At 66.0% G+C, this 19,088-nt stretch carries 21 protein-coding genes; 9 read left to right on the forward strand and 12 right to left on the reverse strand.

Annotated features, from left to right (window positions below):
• The gene (locus GGR17_RS12250) at positions 1-459 is read right to left on the reverse strand and encodes an Lrp/AsnC family transcriptional regulator (protein WP_037207824.1); all 459 of its coding nucleotides are present in this window, start codon (positions 457-459) and stop codon (positions 1-3) included.
• Between the two features lie 135 nt (positions 460-594).
• Here GGR17_RS12250 and ald point away from each other — a divergent pair, with 135 nt between their 5' ends.
• Positions 595-1,713 (forward strand): alanine dehydrogenase, encoded by a 1,119-nt coding sequence (gene ald / locus GGR17_RS12255; protein ID WP_054539823.1) that lies wholly within the window; start codon positions 595-597, stop codon positions 1,711-1,713.
• 55 nt (positions 1,714-1,768) lie between these two features.
• Here the strand turns inward: ald and mscL are convergent, their stop codons facing one another.
• Entirely contained in the window at positions 1,769-2,197 is a 429-nt protein-coding gene (gene mscL, locus GGR17_RS12260; RefSeq protein WP_054539824.1) for a large conductance mechanosensitive channel protein MscL, read from the reverse strand.
• Between the two features lie 150 nt (positions 2,198-2,347).
• On the opposite strand from mscL, the gene GGR17_RS12265 reads away from it, so the two are divergent.
• Positions 2,348-3,049, forward strand: coding sequence for a glutathione S-transferase family protein (locus GGR17_RS12265; protein WP_054539825.1), 702 nt, complete (start codon positions 2,348-2,350; stop codon positions 3,047-3,049).
• Between the two features lie 6 nt (positions 3,050-3,055).
• On the opposite strand, the gene GGR17_RS12270 is transcribed toward GGR17_RS12265, so the two are convergent.
• The 6 genes from GGR17_RS12270 to pyk form a co-directional block, all read right to left on the reverse strand.
• Complete coding sequence (locus tag GGR17_RS12270) at positions 3,056-3,718, reverse strand: phosphoribosyltransferase (protein ID WP_054539826.1); 663 nt, start codon at positions 3,716-3,718, stop codon at positions 3,056-3,058.
• Between the two features lie 78 nt (positions 3,719-3,796).
• Positions 3,797-6,196, reverse strand: coding sequence for a phenylalanine--tRNA ligase subunit beta (gene pheT, locus GGR17_RS12275; RefSeq protein ID WP_054539827.1), 2,400 nt, complete (start codon positions 6,194-6,196; stop codon positions 3,797-3,799).
• 114 nt (positions 6,197-6,310) lie between these two features.
• Positions 6,311-7,384 (reverse strand): phenylalanine--tRNA ligase subunit alpha, encoded by a 1,074-nt coding sequence (gene pheS, locus GGR17_RS12280; protein ID WP_054539828.1) that lies wholly within the window; start codon positions 7,382-7,384, stop codon positions 6,311-6,313.
• 176 nt (positions 7,385-7,560) lie between these two features.
• Positions 7,561-7,923 (reverse strand): 50S ribosomal protein L20, encoded by a 363-nt coding sequence (gene rplT / locus GGR17_RS12285; protein ID WP_037207842.1) that lies wholly within the window; start codon positions 7,921-7,923, stop codon positions 7,561-7,563.
• Positions 7,924-7,935: 12 nt separating this feature from the next.
• Positions 7,936-8,136, reverse strand: coding sequence for a 50S ribosomal protein L35 (gene rpmI, locus GGR17_RS12290; RefSeq protein WP_037207844.1), 201 nt, complete (start codon positions 8,134-8,136; stop codon positions 7,936-7,938).
• 237 nt (positions 8,137-8,373) lie between these two features.
• Entirely contained in the window at positions 8,374-9,819 is a 1,446-nt protein-coding gene (gene pyk / locus GGR17_RS12295) for a pyruvate kinase (protein WP_054539829.1), read from the reverse strand.
• Between the two features lie 144 nt (positions 9,820-9,963).
• Here pyk and GGR17_RS12300 point away from each other — a divergent pair, with 144 nt between their 5' ends.
• The 4 genes from GGR17_RS12300 (at position 9,964) to GGR17_RS12315 (ending at position 12,381) form a co-directional block, all read left to right on the forward strand.
• The gene (locus tag GGR17_RS12300) at positions 9,964-10,704 is read left to right on the forward strand and encodes an N-formylglutamate amidohydrolase (protein ID WP_054539830.1); all 741 of its coding nucleotides are present in this window, start codon (positions 9,964-9,966) and stop codon (positions 10,702-10,704) included.
• A 9-nt stretch (positions 10,705-10,713) separates the two neighbouring features.
• Positions 10,714-11,058 (forward strand): 5-carboxymethyl-2-hydroxymuconate Delta-isomerase, encoded by a 345-nt coding sequence (locus tag GGR17_RS12305; protein ID WP_037207849.1) that lies wholly within the window; start codon positions 10,714-10,716, stop codon positions 11,056-11,058.
• 16 nt (positions 11,059-11,074) lie between these two features.
• Positions 11,075-11,389 carry a DUF1244 domain-containing protein gene (locus GGR17_RS12310; protein ID WP_054539831.1) on the forward strand — a complete coding sequence of 105 codons (315 nt, stop codon included), beginning with the start codon at positions 11,075-11,077 and terminating at the stop codon, positions 11,387-11,389.
• 140 nt (positions 11,390-11,529) lie between these two features.
• Positions 11,530-12,381 (forward strand): calcium-binding protein, encoded by an 852-nt coding sequence (locus GGR17_RS12315; protein WP_054539832.1) that lies wholly within the window; start codon positions 11,530-11,532, stop codon positions 12,379-12,381.
• Between the two features lie 20 nt (positions 12,382-12,401).
• On the opposite strand, the gene GGR17_RS12320 is transcribed toward GGR17_RS12315, so the two are convergent.
• The 3 genes from GGR17_RS12320 to dgcN all read right to left on the reverse strand — a co-directional run bounded on the left by GGR17_RS12320 (position 12,402) and on the right by dgcN (position 15,321).
• Positions 12,402-13,262, reverse strand: a complete 861-nt coding sequence (locus GGR17_RS12320) for a D-amino-acid transaminase (RefSeq protein WP_054539833.1) — start codon at positions 13,260-13,262, stop codon at positions 12,402-12,404.
• 10 nt (positions 13,263-13,272) lie between these two features.
• The gene (dgcA, locus tag GGR17_RS12325) at positions 13,273-14,238 is read right to left on the reverse strand and encodes an N-acetyl-D-Glu racemase DgcA (RefSeq protein WP_054540472.1); all 966 of its coding nucleotides are present in this window, start codon (positions 14,236-14,238) and stop codon (positions 13,273-13,275) included.
• 81 nt (positions 14,239-14,319) lie between these two features.
• Positions 14,320-15,321, reverse strand: a complete 1,002-nt coding sequence (gene dgcN / locus GGR17_RS12330; protein ID WP_054539834.1) for an N-acetyltransferase DgcN — start codon at positions 15,319-15,321, stop codon at positions 14,320-14,322.
• Positions 15,322-15,581: 260 nt separating this feature from the next.
• Between dgcN and GGR17_RS12335 the strand changes: the two genes are divergently transcribed.
• The 3 genes from GGR17_RS12335 (at position 15,582) to GGR17_RS12345 (ending at position 18,415) form a co-directional block, all read left to right on the forward strand.
• Positions 15,582-16,541, forward strand: a complete 960-nt coding sequence (locus GGR17_RS12335) for an L-malyl-CoA/beta-methylmalyl-CoA lyase (protein WP_054539835.1) — start codon at positions 15,582-15,584, stop codon at positions 16,539-16,541.
• Positions 16,542-16,682: 141 nt separating this feature from the next.
• The gene (locus GGR17_RS12340; protein WP_054539836.1) at positions 16,683-17,099 is read left to right on the forward strand and encodes a Spy/CpxP family protein refolding chaperone; all 417 of its coding nucleotides are present in this window, start codon (positions 16,683-16,685) and stop codon (positions 17,097-17,099) included.
• 356 nt (positions 17,100-17,455) lie between these two features.
• Positions 17,456-18,415, forward strand: a complete 960-nt coding sequence (locus GGR17_RS12345; protein WP_054539837.1) for an acetyl-CoA carboxylase carboxyltransferase subunit alpha — start codon at positions 17,456-17,458, stop codon at positions 18,413-18,415.
• 66 nt (positions 18,416-18,481) lie between these two features.
• Here GGR17_RS12345 and GGR17_RS12350 read toward each other — a convergent pair whose 3' ends face one another.
• Positions 18,482-19,087, reverse strand: a complete 606-nt coding sequence (locus tag GGR17_RS12350) for a pyridoxamine 5'-phosphate oxidase family protein (protein ID WP_054539838.1) — start codon at positions 19,085-19,087, stop codon at positions 18,482-18,484.
• Position 19,088: the final 1 nt, after the last annotated feature.

Below are 19,088 nucleotides of genomic sequence, written 5' to 3' on the forward strand. Positions count from 1 at the left end.
CTAGAGCGGCAGCGCCGTGGTCTTGAACACCGTTTTCAGGGCAAAACTCGAATGCATCTGCGCCACCCCCGGCAATCGGGTCAGATAGCGGCGGTGGATGCTGGCGAAATCCTCGCTGTCGCGCGCCACGACCTTCAGCAGATAGTCGAAACTGCCCGCCATCAGGTGGCATTCCAGAACGTCCGGGATCCGCGCCACCGCCTTTTCGAACGCATCCAGAAGCTCGTCCGCCTGGCCCGACAGGGTGATCTCGACAAAGACCGTGGTCGGCCGCCCCATCTTGCGCGCGTCCAGAAGCGCCACGTAGTCGCGGATATAGCCTTCGCCCTCCAGCCGGTTCACCCGCCGGTGACAGGCCGAGGGCGACAGGTTGACCCGCTCTGACAGTTCGGCGTTGGACATGCGTCCCGCTTTCTGCAGGGCCGTCAGGATTCGCCGGTCCGTATCGTCCAGTTCCATTCGCGCGCACGATCCTTCTGTGATTTCGCCCAAGCCTGCATGATTTCTTCACCGACCGACAGGTTTATGCGAAATATTTCGCGGCAATTTTGCGCCGTTGCGTGCAGAATGCGGAAAACAAGGAGAGATGCCTGAATGATTATCGGATGCCCGAAAGAGATCAAGCCGCAGGAATTTCGTGTGGGCATGACCCCGAACGCCGCGCGCGAGGCCGTGGCCCATGGCCACCGGGTGCTGATGGAAACCGCGGCCGGCAATGGCGCGGGCTTCACCGATGCCGATTATACCGCCGCCGGGGCCGAGATTGTGGCCACCGCGCAAGAGCTGTTCGCCCGCGCCGGGCTGATCGTGAAGGTGAAGGAGCCGCAGCCCGAAGAACGCAAGCGCCTGCGCGAGGGGCAGGTGCTGTTCACCTATCTGCACCTTGCCCCCGACCCCGACCAGACCCGTGACCTGCTGGAAAGCGGCGTGACCGCGATCGCCTATGAAACGGTGACGGACGCGCAGGGCGGGCTGCCGCTTCTGGCGCCGATGTCAGAGGTTGCCGGCCGCCTGGCGCCGCAGGTTGGCGCCTGGACGCTGCAAAAGGCCAATGGCGGGCGCGGCGTGCTGCTGGGGGGTGTGCCCGGCGTCGGCCCGGCCAGGGTTTTGGTGATCGGCGGCGGGGTGGTCGGCACCCACGCGGCGCGGGTGGCGGCGGGCATGGGCGCCGATGTGACCGTGCTTGACCGGTCGCTGCCCCGGCTGCGCTATCTTGATGACGTCTTCGGCGGGCTGTTCGGCACCCGCTATTCCTCGGCCGGGGCGATGGCGGAACTGTTGGCCGAGGCCGATCTGGTGGTGGGCGCGGTGCTGATCCCCGGCGCGGCGGCGCCCCGGCTGGTCAGCCGCGCGCAGCTTTCGACGATGAAGCCGGGGGCGGCCATCGTCGATGTCGCCATCGATCAGGGCGGATGTTTCGAAACCTCGCGCCCCACCACCCACGAAGACCCGATCTATGCGGTGGACGGTGTGATGCATTACTGCGTGGCCAACATGCCCGGCGCGGTGGCCCGGACCGCGACGATCGCGCTTGGCAATGCCACCATGCCCTTCCTGCTGGCGCTGGCCGACAAGGGCTGGCGGCAGGCCTGCGCCGACGATCCGCATCTGCTGGCCGGGCTGAACACCCACGCCGGGCGGCTGACCTGCCTTGCGGCCGGCCAGGCGCTGGGGATCGACGTGCTGGCCCCGGCGCTGGCCCTGAAGGGCTGAGCGAAACGCAAAAGGCCCGCCGAAACGGCGGGCCTTTTCAGATCTGTGCCGGCGATCAGGCCTTTTTCAGCAGATCGCGGATATCCATCAGAAGCTCTTCCTGAGTGGGGCCCGACGGTGCTTCCGGCACGACCTCGCCCTTGGAAATGGCCGCGTCCTTGATCTTGTTGACATAGCGCACAAGCATGAACACCACGAAGGCGATGATCAGGAAGTTGATGACGGCGTTGATGAACGCGCCATAGGCGAACACGGCCGCACCGGCATCGCGCGCCGCCGCCAGCGAAGGATAGTCGCCCTCGCCCTTGAGCACGATGAACATGTTCGAGAAATCGATCCCGCCGATGATCAGGCCGATGATCGGGTTGATCAGGTCAGCAACCAACGAGCTGACGATGGCCGTAAAGGCCGCACCGATGATGATACCCACGGCCATGTCCATGACATTGCCCTTGGCGATGAAATCCTTGAATTCCTTAAGCATTTTGTCCCCGCGTTTCGCGTTTGTTTAGAATGCGGGCCGCAAGAAGCCTTTGCGCGATCCCCTTTGCATCATAGCACGATATTGCATGGCGCCCGGGAGTTTTTAGGGGAATACTCGCCCCGATGTCCCCGAAACCCGCAAGGAGCCTCCATGACCCGGCTTGCAGATTTCCCGATCACGAAACGCTGGCCCCCGCGCGATCCCGCCGCCATCCAGTACTATGGCTTTCCGACGCCGAACGGCCTGAAAGTCTCGATCATGCTGGAGGAAACCGGGCTGCCCTATGACGCCCACACCGTTTCTTTCGCCGAGAACGCGCAGTTCAGCCCAGAATTCCTTGCGATCAGCCCCAACAACAAGATCCCCGCGATCATCGACCCCCAAGGCCCCGGCGGTGCGCCGCTGCCGCTGTTCGAGAGCGGCGCGATCCTGATCTATCTGGCCGAAAAGACCGGGCAGCTCTTGCCCGCCGATCCCGCCGGGCGGTACGATGTTCTGCAATGGCTGATGTTCCAGATGGGGGGCATCGGGCCGATGTTCGGGCAGATGGGGTTCTTCGTGAAGATGGGCGGCAAGGATGTGGCCGACCCCATCCCGCGCGAACGCTACGTGCAGGAAAGCATCCGCCTGCTCAAGGTGCTGGACAGGCAGCTTGACGGGCGGGATTGGGTTTGCGGCGATTACTCAATCGCCGATATCGCCATCTGCCCCTGGCTGCGCACGGTAACGGGGTTTTACGAGGCCGGGCCGCTGGTCGGCTGGGACACGCTGGCGAACGTGCCCGCTTATCTGGACCGTTTCATGGCCCGCCCGGCGGTGCAGCGCGGCCTGCTGCAGCCGCCGCGAGGCTGACGCACCTCAGCCGTTCGCCGACGGCGCCGCGCTATCCCAGACCGAGCGCAGCGCCTCGACCACCGCGGCGTCGCTGACCTGATCGAACACCCGGTAATGCGCGCCGACCGCGTAAAACGGGCGCGGCACCTCCAGGCAGATCACCTTGTCGACAAGCGCCGCCATTTCGGCCAGGGAATCGCCGGGCGCCACCGGCACCGCCAGCCAGATCGCCGCCGGGCCGCGTTTGCGCAACGCCTTCAGCGCCGCCCTGACGGTGGCGCCGGTGGCGATGCCGTCATCCACCACGATCGCCGTCCGCCCCTCGACCGTGACCGGCGTGCGGCCGCCAAGATACATCTTCCGGCGGTTTTCGATCTCTTCCAGCTTCGCGGCGATACTGTCGGCGAAGTCCGTCTCTGTCAGGCCCATCGAGCGCAGAAGGCCGTCATTGAACACCACCTCATGCGCCGGCCCGTCGACCACGGCGCCGGCGGCAAGCTCCGGCTGGCCTGGCATCCCGATCTTGCGCACCAGAAGAAGGTCGAGCGGCGCAGACAGCCGCCTGGCCACCGGCACCGCCACCGGCAACCCGCCACGCGGCAGCGCCAGAACCACCGGCGCCGCCGGCGCGGCCTTCTCCAACGCGTCGGCCAGCATCTCTCCGGCCTCGGCCCGATCCTGAAACATCGCATCCCCCGCAGCGGCAGCAGCACGGAGTATAGTATGCCCCCGTGCCGCGCTCTTGCATAGCCGCCGCGGCGGGGCTTATCCGCGCAGTACGCCGCCGGTGGCCTTGCCGACCTTCTCGACGATCCTGGCGGCCACGGCCTCGATATCCTTTTCCTTCAGCGTCGCGTCGGTGGGTTGCAGCCGTACCGTGATGGCGAGCGATTTCTTGCCCTCGCCCAGCGCGCCGCCGATGAATTCGTCGAACACCCGCACCTCTTCGATCAGCGCCTTGTCAGCCCCGGCGGCGGCGTTGACCAGCGTCAGCGCCTCTACCCCCGCATCGACCACGAAGGCAAAATCGCGCTCCACCGCCTGCAGATCGCTGACGGCGAGCGCCGGGCGGGCGGCGGCCTTGTTCTTGGGGAAGGGCGGCTGTTCAAGGAACAGGGTGAACCCCACGGCGGGGCCCTTTACATCCAGCGCGGCCAGCACCCTTGGGTGCAATTCGCCGAACGCGGCCAGCACCTTCTTGGGGCCAAGGCAGATCTGCCCCGACCGGCCGGGATGCCAGAAATCCGGCGCGCCGCGCAGGATCTGCGCCTTGGCCGGCGCGCCGATGGCCGACAGCACCGCCTCGAGATCCGCCTTGGCATCGAAGACATCCACCGGGCGGCGGGCGCCGTGCACATCCCTGGGCCCGGAATGGCCGACCAGCAGGCCGGAGGCCAGCAGGTGCTGCTCTTCCGGCTCGGCGCCGTGAAAGGCGGGGCCGACCTCGAACAGGGCCAGATCCATGAAGCCGCGCGCCTGATTGCGGGCGGCGGCCTGCAGCAGACCGGGCAGCAGCGCCGGGCGCATATGGCTCATCTCCGACGAGATCGGGTTTTGCAGCATGGTGGCGTCATCGCCGCCCCCGAACAGCGCGGCGGCGCCCTGATCGATGAACGAGTAGGTGACGCATTCATTATACCCCAGCGCCGCGATGCTGCGCCGCGCGATCTGTTCGCGCTTTTGCATCGGCGTCAGGATGCCCTTGGGCACGCCCACATGGGTGCGCGGCAGCGGCCGCCCCTGCAACCGGGTCAGCGAGGCGACGCGCGCCACCTCTTCGACCAGATCGGCCTCGCCCAGCACATCGGGCCGCCAGGACGGCACATGCGCCATGTCACCCTCGAGGCGGAACCCCAGCGCGGTCAGCGTTGAACGCTGTTCATCCGCGTCGATCTCCATCCCCACCAGCGATTGCACCCGGTCGGTATCCAGACGATAGGCGCGGCTGACATCGGGCATGTGCCCGGCCACCACAACCTCCGACGCCTCGCCGCCGCACAGATCCATGATCATCCGCGTGGCCTGCTCCATGCCTGCGGGCGTCCATTCCGGGTCGATCCCGCGTTCGAAGCGGTAGCGCGCGTCGGAGTTGATCTTGAGCGCGCGGCCCGTCATCGCGGTACGGATCGGATCGAAATAGGCGGCCTCGAGGAACACGTTCACTGTGTCTTCGGTGCAGCCGGTCGCGGCCCCGCCCATCACACCGCCAAGGCTTTCCACGCCGCGGCTGTCGGAAATCACGGTCATCCCCGGCGCCAGCGTGTAGGTCTTGTCATCCAGCGCCGCGAAGCTCTCTCCGCCTTCGGCCGCATGCACCCGCAGCGCGCCCTTCACCTTGTCGGCGTCGAACACATGCAGCGGGCGGTTCATGTCATAGGTGAAGAAGTTGGTCACATCGACCAGCGCCGAGATCGGGCGCAGCCCGACCGCCTTCAGCAAGGTCTGCAGCCATTGCGGGCTCGGCCCGTTCTTCACGCCCCGGATCACCCGGCCGTAGAACACCGGGCAGGCCTTGTGCTGGGTTTCACGGTCAATGGTCACGTGGATCGGGCATTTGAACGTGCCCGGCACCGGCGTGGCCACCGGCGGGATCAGCGTGCCCAGCCCCCGCGCCGCCAGATCGCGCGCGATGCCATGCACGCCCAGCGCATCGGGGCGGTTGGGGGTGATGGCGATCTCGATCACCGGATCGACCTTGGCGGGATCGTTCTCGGCCAGCCAGTCGGCAAAGCTTTGCCCCACCTCGCCCGAGGGCAGCTCGATGATGCCGTCATGTTCGTCGGACAGTTCCAGCTCGCGCTCGGAGGCCATCATGCCGTGGCTTTCGACGCCCCGGATCTTGCCGATCGAAAGCGTCACATCGATGCCGGGGACATAGTCGCCGGGTTTGGCCAGCACCACGGTGATGCCCGCCCGCGCGTTGGGCGCACCGCAGACGATCTGCTTGTCGCCCTCGTCGGTTTCCACGACGCAGACGCGCAGCCTGTCGGCATCGGGGTGCTGCTCGGCGCTCTTGACCTTGGCGAGGGTGAAGGCGCGCAGCTTTTCGGCCGGGTTTTCGACGCCCTCGACCTCCAGCCCGAGGTCGGTCAGGGCATAGAGGATGTCATCCAGTGACGCTTGCGTGTCGAGGTGCTGTTTCAGCCAGGAGAGGGTGAATTTCATTGGTTCAGTCCTTTATCGGCAGCGTCTTTTGGACATGTTCAGACGTGAGCGAAGCCCGGTCAGAAACGTCACCCCCGGATCGCTTGCGATCCTCTGTTCCGCAAAGCTCTGGTGTCACCGCGACAGCCCCCCGTGCAGCGTCGGCACATCCAGCGCGCTGAACCCGTAGTGCCGCAGCCAGCGCAGGTCTGAATCGAAGAACGCCCGCAGATCGGGGATGCCGTATTTCAGCATCGCGATCCGGTCGATGCCCAGGCCAAAGGCGAAGCCCTGCCATTGATCGGGGTCTACCCCCGCCGCGGCCAGCACCTTGGGGTGCACCATGCCGGAGCCCAGGATCTCCATCCAGTCGTCGCCCTCGCCCAGCTTCAGGCTGCCGCCTTCCCAGGAACAGCGGATGTCGACCTCGGCCGAGGGTTCGGTGAACGGGAAATGCGAGGCGCGGAAGCGCAGCTCCACCTCGTCGACCTCGAAATAGGCGCGGCAGAACTCTTCCAGCACCCATTTCAGGTTGGCCATGGAAATGTCGCGGCCGATCGCCAGCCCCTCGACCTGATGGAACATCGGCGTGTGGGTCTGATCCATGTCCATGCGATAGACACGGCCCGGCGCGATCACCCGGATCGGCGCGCCCTGCTTTTGCAGCGCCCGGATCTGCACCGGGCTGGTATGGGTGCGCAGCACATGCGGGGGCCGGTCGTCGCCCTCGGCCCGGTGCATGAAGAACGTGTCATGCTCTTGCCGCGCGGGGTGTTCGGGCGGGATGTTCAGCGCGTCGAAATTATACCAGTCGCTTTCGATCTGCGGGCCTTCGGCAACGGCAAAGCCCATGTCGGCGAAGATGGCGGTGACCTCTTCCATCACCTGGCTGACGGGGTGGATGGTGCCGGCGCGGCGCGGGCGGCCGGGCAGGGTGACATCCAGCCATTCCGAGCGCAGCCGCTCCTCGAGCGCGGCGTCGCCCAGCGCGGCTTTGCGGGCGGCCAGCGCGCTGTTGATCTCGTCTTTCAGGGCGTTCAGCGCGGGGCCGGCGACCTGGCGCTCTTCCGGCGTCATGCGGCCCAGCTCGCGCATCTTCAGGCTGATCTCGCCCTTCTTGCCGACGGCCTGCACCCGCAGATCCTCCAGGCTGGCCTCGTCGGCCGCGCCTGCGATGGCGTCCAGATATTTCTGCCTCAGATCGTCCATGCGGACCCCCCTGATTTTGTCCGGGTTCCTGCTATCACAGGCCCCCCTGAATGCAAGCCGCTCATCCGCCCTGACGGGCGTCTTCGCCGCCCCGCGCGAGATGCGCCGCTGAAACGAAAAAGCCGCGAGACCCGTCTCCGGGCTCGCGGCTTTCAAACTGACCCTCTGAAAGAGGTTTACGCGAGCGCGGCCTTCGCCTTGTCGACGATGGCACCGAACGCATCGGGTTCGTTCACGGCCAGATCGGCCAGAACCTTGCGGTCAACCTCGACCCCGGCCAGCGACAGGCCGTTGATGAAGCGCGAATAGGTCAGCGCCTCGTCATGGTTGCGGACGGCGGCGTTGATCCGCTGAATCCACAGGGCGCGGAAGTTGCGCTTGCGGTTCTTGCGGTCGCGCGTGGCGTATTGGTTGGCCTTGTCGACGGCCTGGGTTGCGGTCTTGAACGCCGTGCTGCGGCGGCCGTAGTAACCCTTGGCGGCCTTGATGACCTTCTTGTGACGGGCGTGAGTGGTAACGCCACCTTTGACTCGGGACATATCAGAACCTCCTTAGCGTGCGTACGGCATCATCGACTTGACGATCTTCTCGTCAGGGGCCGACAGCGTGGTGGTGCCGCGCGCGTTGCGCAGGAACTTGTTCGTGCGTTTGATCATGCCGTGGCGCTTGCCGGCCTGTGCGGCGACAACGCGGCCCTTGGCCGTGACCTTGAACCGCTTCTTGCAGCTCGATTTCGTCTTCATCTTGGGCATTTCCGTCTCCTCGAATTCATGAGCGGTGTAAGCGCGACTCGGCATGCCACTTTGGCCGGTCGCGCCGGATGGAGAGCGCCGTATAAAGCCCGCCGCCCGGGCTGGCAAGCGATTAGTTCATAGCCCCCGGCACCCGGGCGAAGGCGCCCGACAGCGGCGCCGGGCCGGAATGCCGACCGTGCGGCCGATGACAAGAGCCAGCGCACCGCCTCATGCCCCCTTTCCCCTGAGGGCGGGTTACTCGGGGTCGGTGCGGAAAATCAAACGTTCCTCGCAGGGGGCGACGCGCAGGATGTTGGTCGTGCCCGGTTCGTTGAAGGGCACGCCCGCAGTCACGACGATCTGGTCTTGCTCGGTCGCATAGCCGCCTTCGCGGGCCGCGCGGGCGGCGCTGACCACGGCCATCTTGAAGCGATCGACCTCGCCGGTGAAGAAACACTGGATGCCCCAGGTCAGGCACAGCCGGCGCGCGGTGGCGGCGAACGGCGTGAGCGCCAGGATCGGCACCCGCGGCCGTTCCCGCGCGGTCAGGGCGGCGGTGGTGCCGGAATGGGTGAAGCAGCAGATCACCTTGATATCGGCGGTCTCGGCGATCTCGCGCGCGGCGGCCACGATGCCGCCGGCCACGCCGGGCCGCGATGCGCCGCGGCTGGCCTCGATCACCTCGCGGTAGGTCGGGTCATGCTCGACCTCTTCGGCGACGTTGTTCATCGTGGTCACCGCCTCGATCGGATAGGCACCGGCGGCGGATTCCGCAGAGAGCATCACCGCATCCGCGCCTTCATAGATGGCTGTTGCCACATCCGATACTTCGGCCCGTGTCGGCACCGGGCTTTCGATCATGCTCTCGAGCATCTGGGTGGCCACGATCACCGGCTTGGCCGCGGCCCGGCAGGCCCGCACCAGACGTTTCTGGATCGGCGGCACGTTCTGCACCGGCAGTTCCACCCCCAGATCGCCGCGCGCCACCATGATTCCGTCCGAGACCTCGAGGATTTCGGCGAAGTCCGTTACCGCCGCCGGCTTTTCGATCTTCGACAGGATCGCGGCACGGCCCCTGACCAGCGTGCGCGCCTCCAGCACATCCTCGGGCCGCTGCACGAAGGACAGCGCGATCCAGTCGACGCCCAGTTCGCAGACGAATTCGAGATCCTTTCTGTCCTTCGGGGAAAGGGCGGCCAGCGGCAGCACCACATCGGGCACGTTCACGCCCTTGCGGTTGGAAATCGTGCCGCCGACCATGACCGTGCACTCGGCGAAATCGGCGCCGCATTCTTCCACCTTGAGCCGGATCTTCCCGTCATTCACCAGCAGGGTCGCGCCGGGTCTGAGCGCCTGGAAGATCTCCTTGTGCGGCAGGCAGACCCGCCTGGCGTTCCCCTCCGCGGGATCCAGATCAAACCGGAACGGCTCTCCCACGACAAGTTCTTCGCTGTCTCCGGAAAAAACGCCGCACCGCAGTTTCGGGCCCTGCAAATCCGCCAGAATGGCGATCGGGCGGTCCAGATCCTTTTCGATCTGCCGGATGATCGTGTGCCGTTCGCGGATCTCATCGTGCGAGCCATGGCTCATGTTCAGGCGGAACACATCGGCGCCGGCTTCGAACAGGGCCCGTATCATATTGTAATCATTGGAGGACGGGCCAAGTGTGGCTACGATTTTGACATTGCGGTGGCGTCTCATGCGGGGCGCGTCTCTTCTTTCATCTGGAGGGGGCGGGATCTGGGCGAACTCTTCCCCATTGTTAGGCCGCCGCGAAGCCACTGACAACTGGCGCTTTCCGCGCGGCTGGCGTAGAGGGGTGTGACCTGAAAAGATGACAGGGCCATGACCTACGAACCGTTTCAGATAATTGGCGAAGATCGCCCCGGCCGCTGGCTGGTGACCTGCGACCATGCCGCCAACACCGTGCCCCCCTTTGTCGGCGGCGGCACGCTGGGCGTGCATCCCGAAGACATGGCGCGCCACATCGCCTTCGATCCGGGCGCCGCCGGGGTCACGACGCGGCTGGCCGAACTGCTGGACTCTCCGGCCATCCTCTCCAATTTCTCACGGCTGGTGATCGACCCCAACCGGGGCGAGGATGACCCGACCCTTCTGATGCGCCTTTATGATGGCACCATCATCCCCGGCAACGCCCGCGCCGACGCCGAAGAGCTGGAGCGGCGGCTGGCGCGCTGTTACCGCCCCTATCACGATGCGCTGGCGCGGCTGGCGGCGCGGCGCGAGGATACGGTGATCCTGGCCATCCACAGCTATACCGAACGGCTGAAGGGGCGCCCGCCCCGGCCCTGGCACATCGGCATCCTGCATGCGGCCGACCAGCGGCTGGCACGCCCGCTGATCTGGCGGCTGCGGCAGGAGCCCGATCTGTGCGTGGGCGAGAACGAGCCCTATGGCGGCCACCTGCCCGGCGATTCCATCGATCGCCACGCCGAGATTCCGGGCCGCCCCAGCACATTGATAGAGCTGCGCAACGATCTGATCGTGGACCAATCCCAGCAATATGCCTGGGCCGAACGTCTGGTCCCGATCCTGCAAGAGGTTCTGGAAAGATCCGGCGTGTAAGGAGACCCCATGCCCCATATCATCATCGAATATTCCGCCGCGCTCAGCGACACCCATGACATGGCCGCGCTGTGCGCCCGCGTGTTCGAAACCGCCGAGGCGACCGGGGTGTTCCCCGATCCCTCCGCGATCAAGGTGCGCGCCCTGCCCTGCCCCTTTTCCCTGATCGGCACCGAGCCGCAAAGCTTTGCCCATGTCACGGTGCATCTTCTGGCCGGGCGCGACGAGGCGACGCGAACCCGCGTCACCCAGGCCATTCTTGCCACGCTTGATGACAGCCTCGCCGACGTGGGCAGCCTGTCGGTGGACATCAAGGACACCAACCCGGCGACCTATGCCAAGCGTACCCTGTAAACCAGTCGGAGGCCCCATGGACGATCAGACCCGCATAGAACTGGAGGCCGCCGCCTTCCGGCGCCTGCGCCGCCACCTGATGGAAGACCGCGCCGACGTGCAGAACATCGACCTGATGAACCTGGCCGGGTTCTGCCGCAACTGCCTGAGCCGCTGGTACATGGAAGCCGCGCAGGAACGCGGCATCGAGATGTCGCAGGACGCGGCGCGCGAGACGTTCTACGGCATGCCCTATGCCGAATGGAAGGCGCGGTTCCAGGCCGAGGCCAGCCCCGAGCAGCAGGCCGATTTCGAGGTCGCCTTTCGCGAGAATGTCACCGACAAGGAATGAATCCCGCGATTTCCGGGCCGTCTGGCAACAATCCCGCCCCCGCCGCGCGATTGCCCGGCGGCCGGAAACAACGGCCCCGAATTCTTCTGGCACCCCGGCCTAAAGCCCTGTTAACTCGGGCTTAATGACTGGAGATTCCCATGCTCGCACTGCTTTTCCTGCCCGCCCTGATCGGCACCATTTTCGCGATTGATCAGCTTAGCGAAGACAACGACGATTCCGACGATCCGAACGCGCCGCCCGAAGAATACGACATCTACACCGATGCCGATGAAACCATCCTGGGCGATGACGCGCCGAATTCGATCGACGCGGGCGCGGGCGATGACTTCGTCGATGCCATGGGCGGGAACGACCGGGTCGTGTTCGAAGAGGGCGACGACGAAGGAACCGGCGGCGCGGGCGACGATGTTCTGTTCGGCGGCCCGGGCGACGACCTGCTGACGGGCGGCCCCGGCGATGACGAGGTGTTCCTGGCGGATGGCGACGACGCCTCTTTCAACGTGACCGACACGGACCCGCCGCTCGACGAGGGCGACGACCTGATCCGAGGCGGCGCCGGTGACGATCTGATCGTCGACAATATGGGCTCGAACACGCTCCACGGCGATACCGGCCGGGATTACCTCGACGCCACCGACGCGCCCGGCACCGAGACGCCCGACGCCCTGTTCGGCGGCTATGGCCGCGACATTCTGCTCGGCGACGATGGTGATGTGATGAGCGGCGGCGCGGGCGATGACGCCTTTGTCGCATGGACGTCGGACCCGGGCGCGGAGATCGTGACGGTCAGCGATTTCGACCCGGAGAGCGAAATCATCTTCCTCGATTTCGACTTAGACACCTTCGGCCCGCTGGATGACAGCGACCTGACCCATGAGGTGCTGGAGGACAAGAACGCACTGATGCTGTCGGTCGCGGGCAAACAGGTGGCGCTGCTGGAAGGCGTCACCACATTCGATCCCGCGATGGTGCTGGTCCGCAGCTTCTGACCGCGGACCGGCCCGCCCGGTCAGACCGCCGCCTTGCGGCTTTCGTCCAGATAGATCTCGCGCAGGCGGGCCGCGACCGGCCCCGGCATGCCGTCGCCCAGCGAAACACCGTCGACCGACACCACCGGCATGACGAAGGACGAGGCCGAAGTCACGAAGGCCTCATCGGCCTCCTTGGCCTCTTCGATGGTGAAGGCGCGCTCTTCCACCACCATCTGCGCTTCGCGGGCAAAGCGCAGCACCGCGGCGCGGGTGATCCCGTGCAGGATTTCACTGCCAAGGTGGCGGGTGATGATCTTGCCGTCCTTCACGATATAGGCGTTGTTCGACGTGCCTTCCGTCACCTCGCCATCCTCGACCATCCAGGCGTCATCGGCGCCGGCGGCCTTGGCCATCATCTTGCCCATCGAGGGGTAGAGCAGCTGCACCGTCTTGATGTCGCGCCGACCCCAGCGGATGTCGTCGATGGAAATCACCTTGATGCCGGTTTTCGCGGCCGGCACATCGGCCAGCGTCTTGGACTGGGTGAACAGCACGATGGTGGGCGGGGTCACCTCGGGGTCGGGGAAAACGAAATCCCGGTCACCGGCCGCGCCACGGGTGATCTGAAGATAGATCATTCCCTCGTCCAGATCGTTGCGCCGCACCAGTTCGCGGTGGACCTCCAGCAGATCCTCCATCGAGATCGGCGATGGCATGTCCAGCTCTGCCAGCGATCGCTCCAGCCGTTTGGCGTGGCCCTCGAAATCCAGCAGCTTGCCCCCCAGAACAGAGGTCACCTCATACACCCCGTCGGCGAACAGGAACCCGCGGTCAAAGACCGAGACCTTGGCCTCGGCTTCGGGCAGGTACTCTCCGTTCACGTAAACTGTGCGGCTCATGGTCTGTCTCCTATCCCCAGAGGGCGGGTGCGGACGGATGCACCCCGGCCTCGTCATATGTCAGCGGCTCGGGCCGGTCTTCGGCCAGAAGCAGCGGCCCGTCAAGGTCTGTCACATCGGCGCCCTGCGCCAGCAGAACCGCCGGCGCCATGGCCAGCGACGAACCGACCATGCAGCCCACCATCACGCCATAGCCTTCGGCGCGGGCCGCATCGCGCAGCGCCAGCGCCTCGGTCAGCCCGCCGGTCTTGTCGAGCTTGATGTTCACCAGGTCATACTTGCCCTTCAGCGCGGGCAGAGAGGCGCGATCATGGCAGGCCTCGTCGGCACAGACGGGCAGCGGCCGGGCGATCTCGGCCAGCATGTCGTCGTTGCCCGCCGGCAGGGGCTGCTCCACCAGTTCCACCCCCAGCCGCACCAGATGCGGCGCAAGCTCTGCATAGACCTCGGCCGTCCAGCCCTCGTTGGCATCGACGATGATACGGGCGGCGGGCGCGCCGGCGCGCACGGACTCCAGCCTGGGCATGTCATCCGGCGTGCCCAGCTTGATCTTCAACAACGGCCGGTGGGCATGTTTCGCCGCCGCCGCGCGCATGTTCTCGGGCGTGTCGAGCGACAGGGTATAGGCGGTGATCATCGGCCCCGGTGCGGGCAGGCCGGCCAGTTCCCACACCCGTTTTCCGGCGCGCTTGGCCTCCAGATCCCACAGGGCGCAATCCACCGCGTTGCGCGCCGCGCCTGCGGGAAGGGCGCGCTGCAGGCCGGCACGATCAAGCGGCAGCGGCAGCGCTTCGATTTCGGCCGACACGCTTGCCAGCGTTTCGCCGTAGCGGGCATAGGGCACGCATTCGCCCCAGCCCTGATGCGCGCCGTCGCCGATGCGCACGGTCAGCACCTGCGCCTGGGTCCGTGACCCGCGCGAGATGGTGAAAACCTCCGCAAGGCGGAACGTGTCGGCTGTAACGGTCAGTTTCATCTTGCCCCCTTGGCGCATGGGCCTTGCCGCCCTGTCTGCCCCACCGCGATAAAGCCCGCAAGGGCCCGAAGAATGCCCGGCCTAGACCGCGCTCAGCGCATCGACCAGCCGGCCCGCGCCCTGACGGAACGGATCCACAGCCGGAAGGCCCATCCGCGCCTCGACCTCGGCCAGATGCGCCAGCGCCTGTTCCTCGGTCATGTGCTGGGTGTTGACCGAAATGCCGATGACCTGGCAGGCCGGGTTCGCCACCCGCGCCAGGGTCAGCGCCACATCGCGCAGATCCTCCAGCGATGGCAGCTTGTACCCCGGCAAGCCGCGCATATGCGGCCGCGTCGGCTCGTCGCACAGGATCAGCGCATCGGGCTGGCCGCCATGCACCAGCGCCATGGTGACCCCGGAATAGGAGACGTGAAACAGGCTGCCCTGCCCCTCGATCATGTCCCAGTGATCCGCGTCATTGTCCGGCGTCAGCCATTCGACCGAGCCTGCCATGAAATCCGCCACGACCGCGTCCAGCGGCACACCGTCTCCGGTGATCAGAATGCCGGTCTGCCCGGTCGCGCGAAAGCTGGATTTCAGGCCGCGCACCTTCATCTCGCTGTCCATCGCCAGCGCGGTATACATCTTGCCCACCGAACAATCGGTGCCCACGGCCAGGCACCGCTTGCCGCTGCGCGGCACCCCGCTGGCGATCGGATATTTCACCGACGGCACCCGAACGTCATGCAACTGCCGCCCGCAGGCGGTTGCGACCGCCGCCAGATCCGGCTCGTCGCGCAGCAGGTTGTGCAGCCCGCTGGCAAGGTCGAAACCTTCTTCCAGCGCCGCCACCAGCACCTTTTTCCACGCCGGAGAGATGATCCCGCCGCGGTTGGCCACACCGATCACCAGCGTCCGGGCCCCCGCCGCCTTGGCCTCGGCCAGCGACATGTCGGCCAGCCCCAGATCGGCCTTGCAGCCTTCCATCCGGTACTGCCCCACCGCGTGATCGGGCCGCCAGTCACGGATGCCCTGCGCAACCTTCGCGGCCAGCGGATCGGGCGCGTCGCCCAGGAACAAAAGATAAGGTGTTTCGATCATTGGTGTATCTCCGCAAAAGTTCTGGCAAGGCTAACAGCGCGCGCGGGAATGTCCTCTCTATCTTGCTGCGCATGCACGGGCCGGGTGGAAGAAACTTCGGATCGCAGGCAGTGTTGTCGAAGAATCGTGCAAAACGCCCCTTTCATCCGCCGCATCGCAGCGCCCGTTCTGCGCCAGCAAAAGACAGGTTGAAGAGGTCCGTGCAATATTCTACCAAATACCAAACCATATACGAAACATCGTTACCGAAAGGCACGCCCATGAGCTTTCGCATTCAGCCCAGCCCCCCGGCCCGCCCCAACCGCTGCCAGCTGTTCGGCCCCGGCTCGCGCCCCGCGATTTTCGAAAAGATGGCCGGCAGCGCGGCCGATGTGATCAACCTCGATCTGGAAGACAGCGTGGCGCCCGACGACAAGCCGCAGGCCCGCAAGAACATCATCGAGGCGATCGGCGATGTGGATTGGGGCAACAAATACCTGTCGGTCCGTATCAACGGCCTGGATACGCCCTTCTGGTACCGCGATGTCGTCGATCTGCTGGAGCAGGCAGGCGACCGGCTGGATCAGATCATGATCCCCAAGGTGGGCTGCGCGGCGGATGTTTACGCGGTGGATGCGCTGGTCACCGCGATTGAGGCCGCCAGGGGCCGCGCCAAACCGATCAGCTTCGAGGTGATCATCGAAAGCGCCGCCGGCATCGCCCATGTCGAGGAGATTGCCGCCGCCTCGCCCCGGCTTCAGGCCATGAGCCTCGGCGCCGCCGATTTCGCCGCCTCGATGGGGATGCAGACCACCGGCATCGGCGGCACGCAGGAAAACTACTACATGCTGCACGAGGGCGCCAGGCATTGGTCGGACCCGTGGCACTGGGCGCAGGCCGCCATCGTCGCCGCCTGCCGCACCCATGGCGTGCTGCCGGTCGACGGCCCGTTCGGCGATTTCAGCGACGATGAGGGTTTTCGTGCCCAGGCCCGCCGCTCGGCCACGCTGGGCATGGTCGGCAAATGGGCGATCCACCCCAAGCAGATCGCCCTTGCCAACGCGGTGTTCACCCCCTCCGAGGCACAGGTGCTTGAAGCGCGCGAGATTCTGGCCGCGATGGAACAGGCCAAGGCCAATGGCGAAGGCGCCACCGTCTACAAGGGCCGCCTGGTGGACATCGCCAGCATCAAGCAGGCCGAGGTGATCGTGCGCCAGTCCGAAATGATCGGCGGGGCCTGAGCAAACATCTGTGGGGCTGCGGGGCGGGGCCGTTTGGCCCCGCTTTGCGTTGATCCGGGCTGTCTTGATTTCGATCAAGGCGCAAACATTCCCACACTGGAATGTTTGCCTTGATCTCTTTCAGCCCAAACCGGAGCCCTCATGAAAAAGCTTCTTCTGTCCGCCGCCGTTGTTCTGGCCTGCGCCACCGCCGTCGGCGCCCAGCAGAACCGGCGCAGCGAGCTGTCGCTGCCCATTGTCGCCTTCACCCCGCTGGTGGCGAAGAATGCCGATGCTCTCGGGCTGAACGACGCCCAGCGCGCCGATGTGAAGGCCTGGCTGGGAACCATGCCCGCCCAGCGCAAGGCACTGGAAGCACAGGCGACAGAAGCCCGCGCGAAACTGCGCGCGGCGATCATCTCCGGCGCCCCGGTCGAAGAGCGTCAGGCTCTGGCCGAAGAGGTCGGCGCCAATGAAACCAGGCTGGTGATGATGCGGTCGAACTGCACCGATCACTGGCGCAGCGTGCTGACCGCGGACCAGTTCGAAACGTTGCTGAACCTCGCGAAGGCGCAGTAACGGCAGGCGCCCCGGCCATTCCTGCACCCCGGCCGGGGCGCCAACCGGTACCTTGTTCGATCGGCCGCCACCGGCCTGGTCAGCGAAACGACAGGGGCCTTTTCACCGGACCATTCAGATATATCTCAAGGCTGGTGTTCCCGTGGCCACCTTGCGCCGGCCTGGCTGCGACAGGCCCCCTCCGATCCGCGCACAAGGACCGGAACCGGGGGCGTCCGCGCGCCCGTCAAACGCTCGTCATGATCCTCGATATCCGGCACGAACCGCAGTTCCAAATCCGTTGCCGGGCCATTCAGCCCGTGTTGCAAATCGCCTGTTCCAAGGTCATATAACGCGCGAGCATAGCGGAGACCGGCATGAATTACCTCGAATTCGAAAAACCTCTGGCCGAAATCGAAGGCAAGGCCGAAGAGTTGCGCGCGCTGGCCGCCGCGAACAAGGAGATGGACGTCGAGCAAGAGGCCGCCGGGCTCGACAGAAAGGCCGCCGACCTGCTGCGCGACCTCTACCAGAACCTGTCGCCCTGGCGCAAATGTCAGGTCGCCCGCCACGCCGACCGCCCCCACTGCAAGGATTACATCGAGGCGCTGTTCACCGAATACACACCCCTGGCCGGTGATCGGAACTTCGCCGACGATCACGCGGTGATGGGCGGGCTGGCCCGGCTGGATGATCGCCCGGTGATGGTCATCGGCCAGGAAAAGGGGTTCGACACCAAAACCCGGATCGAACGCAACTTCGGCATGGCCCGCCCCGAAGGCTATCGCAAGGCGATCCGCCTGATGGATATGGCAGACCGGTTCAACCTGCCCGTGGTCACGCTGGTCGACACCCCCGGCGCCTATCCCGGCAAGGGCGCCGAGGAACGCGGCCAGTCCGAGGCGATCGCGCGCAGCACCCAGAAATGCCTCGAAATCGGCGTGCCGCTGGTCTCGGTCGTCATCGGCGAGGGCGGCTCGGGCGGGGCGGTGGCCTTCGCCACGGCCAACCGTCTGGCGATGCTGGAACATTCGGTCTATTCGGTGATTTCCCCCGAGGGCTGCGCAAGCATCCTGTGGAAAGACGCCGAAAAGATGCGCGAAGCGGCCGAAGCGCTGCGCCTGACGGCACAGGATCTCAAAAAGCTCGGCGTGATCGACAGGATCATCCCGGAACCGCTGGGCGGCGCCCAGCGTGACCGCGACGCCGCGATCACTTCGGTCGGGCGCGCGATCTCGGACATGCTGAAAGAGCTTGACGGCAAGGACCGCAAGGCGCTGATCACCGACCGCCGCAAAAAATTCCTCGGCATGGGCACCAAGGGGCTGGCGGCCTGAGCGCTCGCCCGCTTCATCTTTCCGAAAATATCCCCGCCGGAGGCATGAAACTCTCTGCTCCGGCCCCTACCACATCGAGGTCGCTGCCCGCCCCGGCCATTCCGCGTCATAGGCCGCGCCGTCGATCTCGCCTTCGGTCATCTCGGTCAGGATGTCGCCGGGCGTGGGCAGGCCCGCGCTCTGATCACCCGCCGTCCACAGCCCCGCCCGCATCACCGCGCGGGCGCATTGGGTGTAGATCTCGGCGATGCGGATCACGATCACGCTGCGCGGCACCTTGCCATCCCGCCCGAACCGCGCGCGCAGCCCCTCGTCCAGCGTCAGCTTCGCGGTTCCATTCACCCGCACCACCGTGTTCAATCCCGGCACCATGAACATCAGCGACACGCGCCCGTCCGCCACGATGTTGCGCAGGCTGTCGATCCGGTTGTTGCCGCGCCAGTCGGGCAGGGCCAGCGTCTGCGGGTCCAGTTCGGCCACGACCGGGCGGTCGTCGCCGCGGGGCGAGCCGTCGGTGCCCTCCGGCCCCACGGTGCTCAGCACACAAAACCGCGAGGCCATGATCCAGCGGCGATACTGCGGCGTCATCCGCCGCGCGACCTTGCGCAGGGCCGGCTGCCCCGGCGCGCCGTAAAGCGCCTGCAACGCCTCGAGCGACGTGACATATTCCATT

The organism is Actibacterium naphthalenivorans, assembly GCF_014196965.1.
Taxonomy (GTDB): domain Bacteria; phylum Pseudomonadota; class Alphaproteobacteria; order Rhodobacterales; family Rhodobacteraceae; genus Actibacterium_A; species Actibacterium_A naphthalenivorans.

Excerpts from the sequence above, each read along its gene's own strand:
- GGR17_RS12250 (WP_037207824.1), bottom strand. The coding sequence starts at position 459 with ATGGAACTGGACGATACGGACCGGCGAATCCTGACGGCCCTGCAGAAA.
- ald (WP_054539823.1), top strand. The coding sequence starts at position 595 with ATGATTATCGGATGCCCGAAAGAGATCAAGCCGCAGGAATTTCGTGTG.
- mscL (WP_054539824.1), bottom strand. The coding sequence starts at position 2,197 with ATGCTTAAGGAATTCAAGGATTTCATCGCCAAGGGCAATGTCATGGAC.
- GGR17_RS12265 (WP_054539825.1), top strand. The coding sequence starts at position 2,348 with ATGACCCGGCTTGCAGATTTCCCGATCACGAAACGCTGGCCCCCGCGC.
- GGR17_RS12270 (WP_054539826.1), bottom strand. The coding sequence starts at position 3,718 with ATGTTTCAGGATCGGGCCGAGGCCGGAGAGATGCTGGCCGACGCGTTG.
- pheT (WP_054539827.1), bottom strand. The coding sequence starts at position 6,196 with ATGAAATTCACCCTCTCCTGGCTGAAACAGCACCTCGACACGCAAGCG.
- pheS (WP_054539828.1), bottom strand. The coding sequence starts at position 7,384 with ATGGACGATCTGAGGCAGAAATATCTGGACGCCATCGCAGGCGCGGCC.
- rplT (WP_037207842.1), bottom strand. The coding sequence starts at position 7,923 with ATGTCCCGAGTCAAAGGTGGCGTTACCACTCACGCCCGTCACAAGAAG.
- rpmI (WP_037207844.1), bottom strand. The coding sequence starts at position 8,136 with ATGCCCAAGATGAAGACGAAATCGAGCTGCAAGAAGCGGTTCAAGGTC.
- pyk (WP_054539829.1), bottom strand. The coding sequence starts at position 9,819 with ATGAGACGCCACCGCAATGTCAAAATCGTAGCCACACTTGGCCCGTCC.
- GGR17_RS12300 (WP_054539830.1), top strand. The coding sequence starts at position 9,964 with ATGACCTACGAACCGTTTCAGATAATTGGCGAAGATCGCCCCGGCCGC.
- GGR17_RS12305 (WP_037207849.1), top strand. The coding sequence starts at position 10,714 with ATGCCCCATATCATCATCGAATATTCCGCCGCGCTCAGCGACACCCAT.
- GGR17_RS12310 (WP_054539831.1), top strand. The coding sequence starts at position 11,075 with ATGGACGATCAGACCCGCATAGAACTGGAGGCCGCCGCCTTCCGGCGC.
- GGR17_RS12315 (WP_054539832.1), top strand. The coding sequence starts at position 11,530 with ATGCTCGCACTGCTTTTCCTGCCCGCCCTGATCGGCACCATTTTCGCG.
- GGR17_RS12320 (WP_054539833.1), bottom strand. The coding sequence starts at position 13,262 with ATGAGCCGCACAGTTTACGTGAACGGAGAGTACCTGCCCGAAGCCGAG.
- dgcA (WP_054540472.1), bottom strand. The coding sequence starts at position 14,238 with ATGAAACTGACCGTTACAGCCGACACGTTCCGCCTTGCGGAGGTTTTC.
- dgcN (WP_054539834.1), bottom strand. The coding sequence starts at position 15,321 with ATGATCGAAACACCTTATCTTTTGTTCCTGGGCGACGCGCCCGATCCG.
- GGR17_RS12335 (WP_054539835.1), top strand. The coding sequence starts at position 15,582 with ATGAGCTTTCGCATTCAGCCCAGCCCCCCGGCCCGCCCCAACCGCTGC.
- GGR17_RS12340 (WP_054539836.1), top strand. The coding sequence starts at position 16,683 with ATGAAAAAGCTTCTTCTGTCCGCCGCCGTTGTTCTGGCCTGCGCCACC.
- GGR17_RS12345 (WP_054539837.1), top strand. The coding sequence starts at position 17,456 with ATGAATTACCTCGAATTCGAAAAACCTCTGGCCGAAATCGAAGGCAAG.
- GGR17_RS12350 (WP_054539838.1), bottom strand. The coding sequence starts at position 19,087 with ATGGAATATGTCACGTCGCTCGAGGCGTTGCAGGCGCTTTACGGCGCG.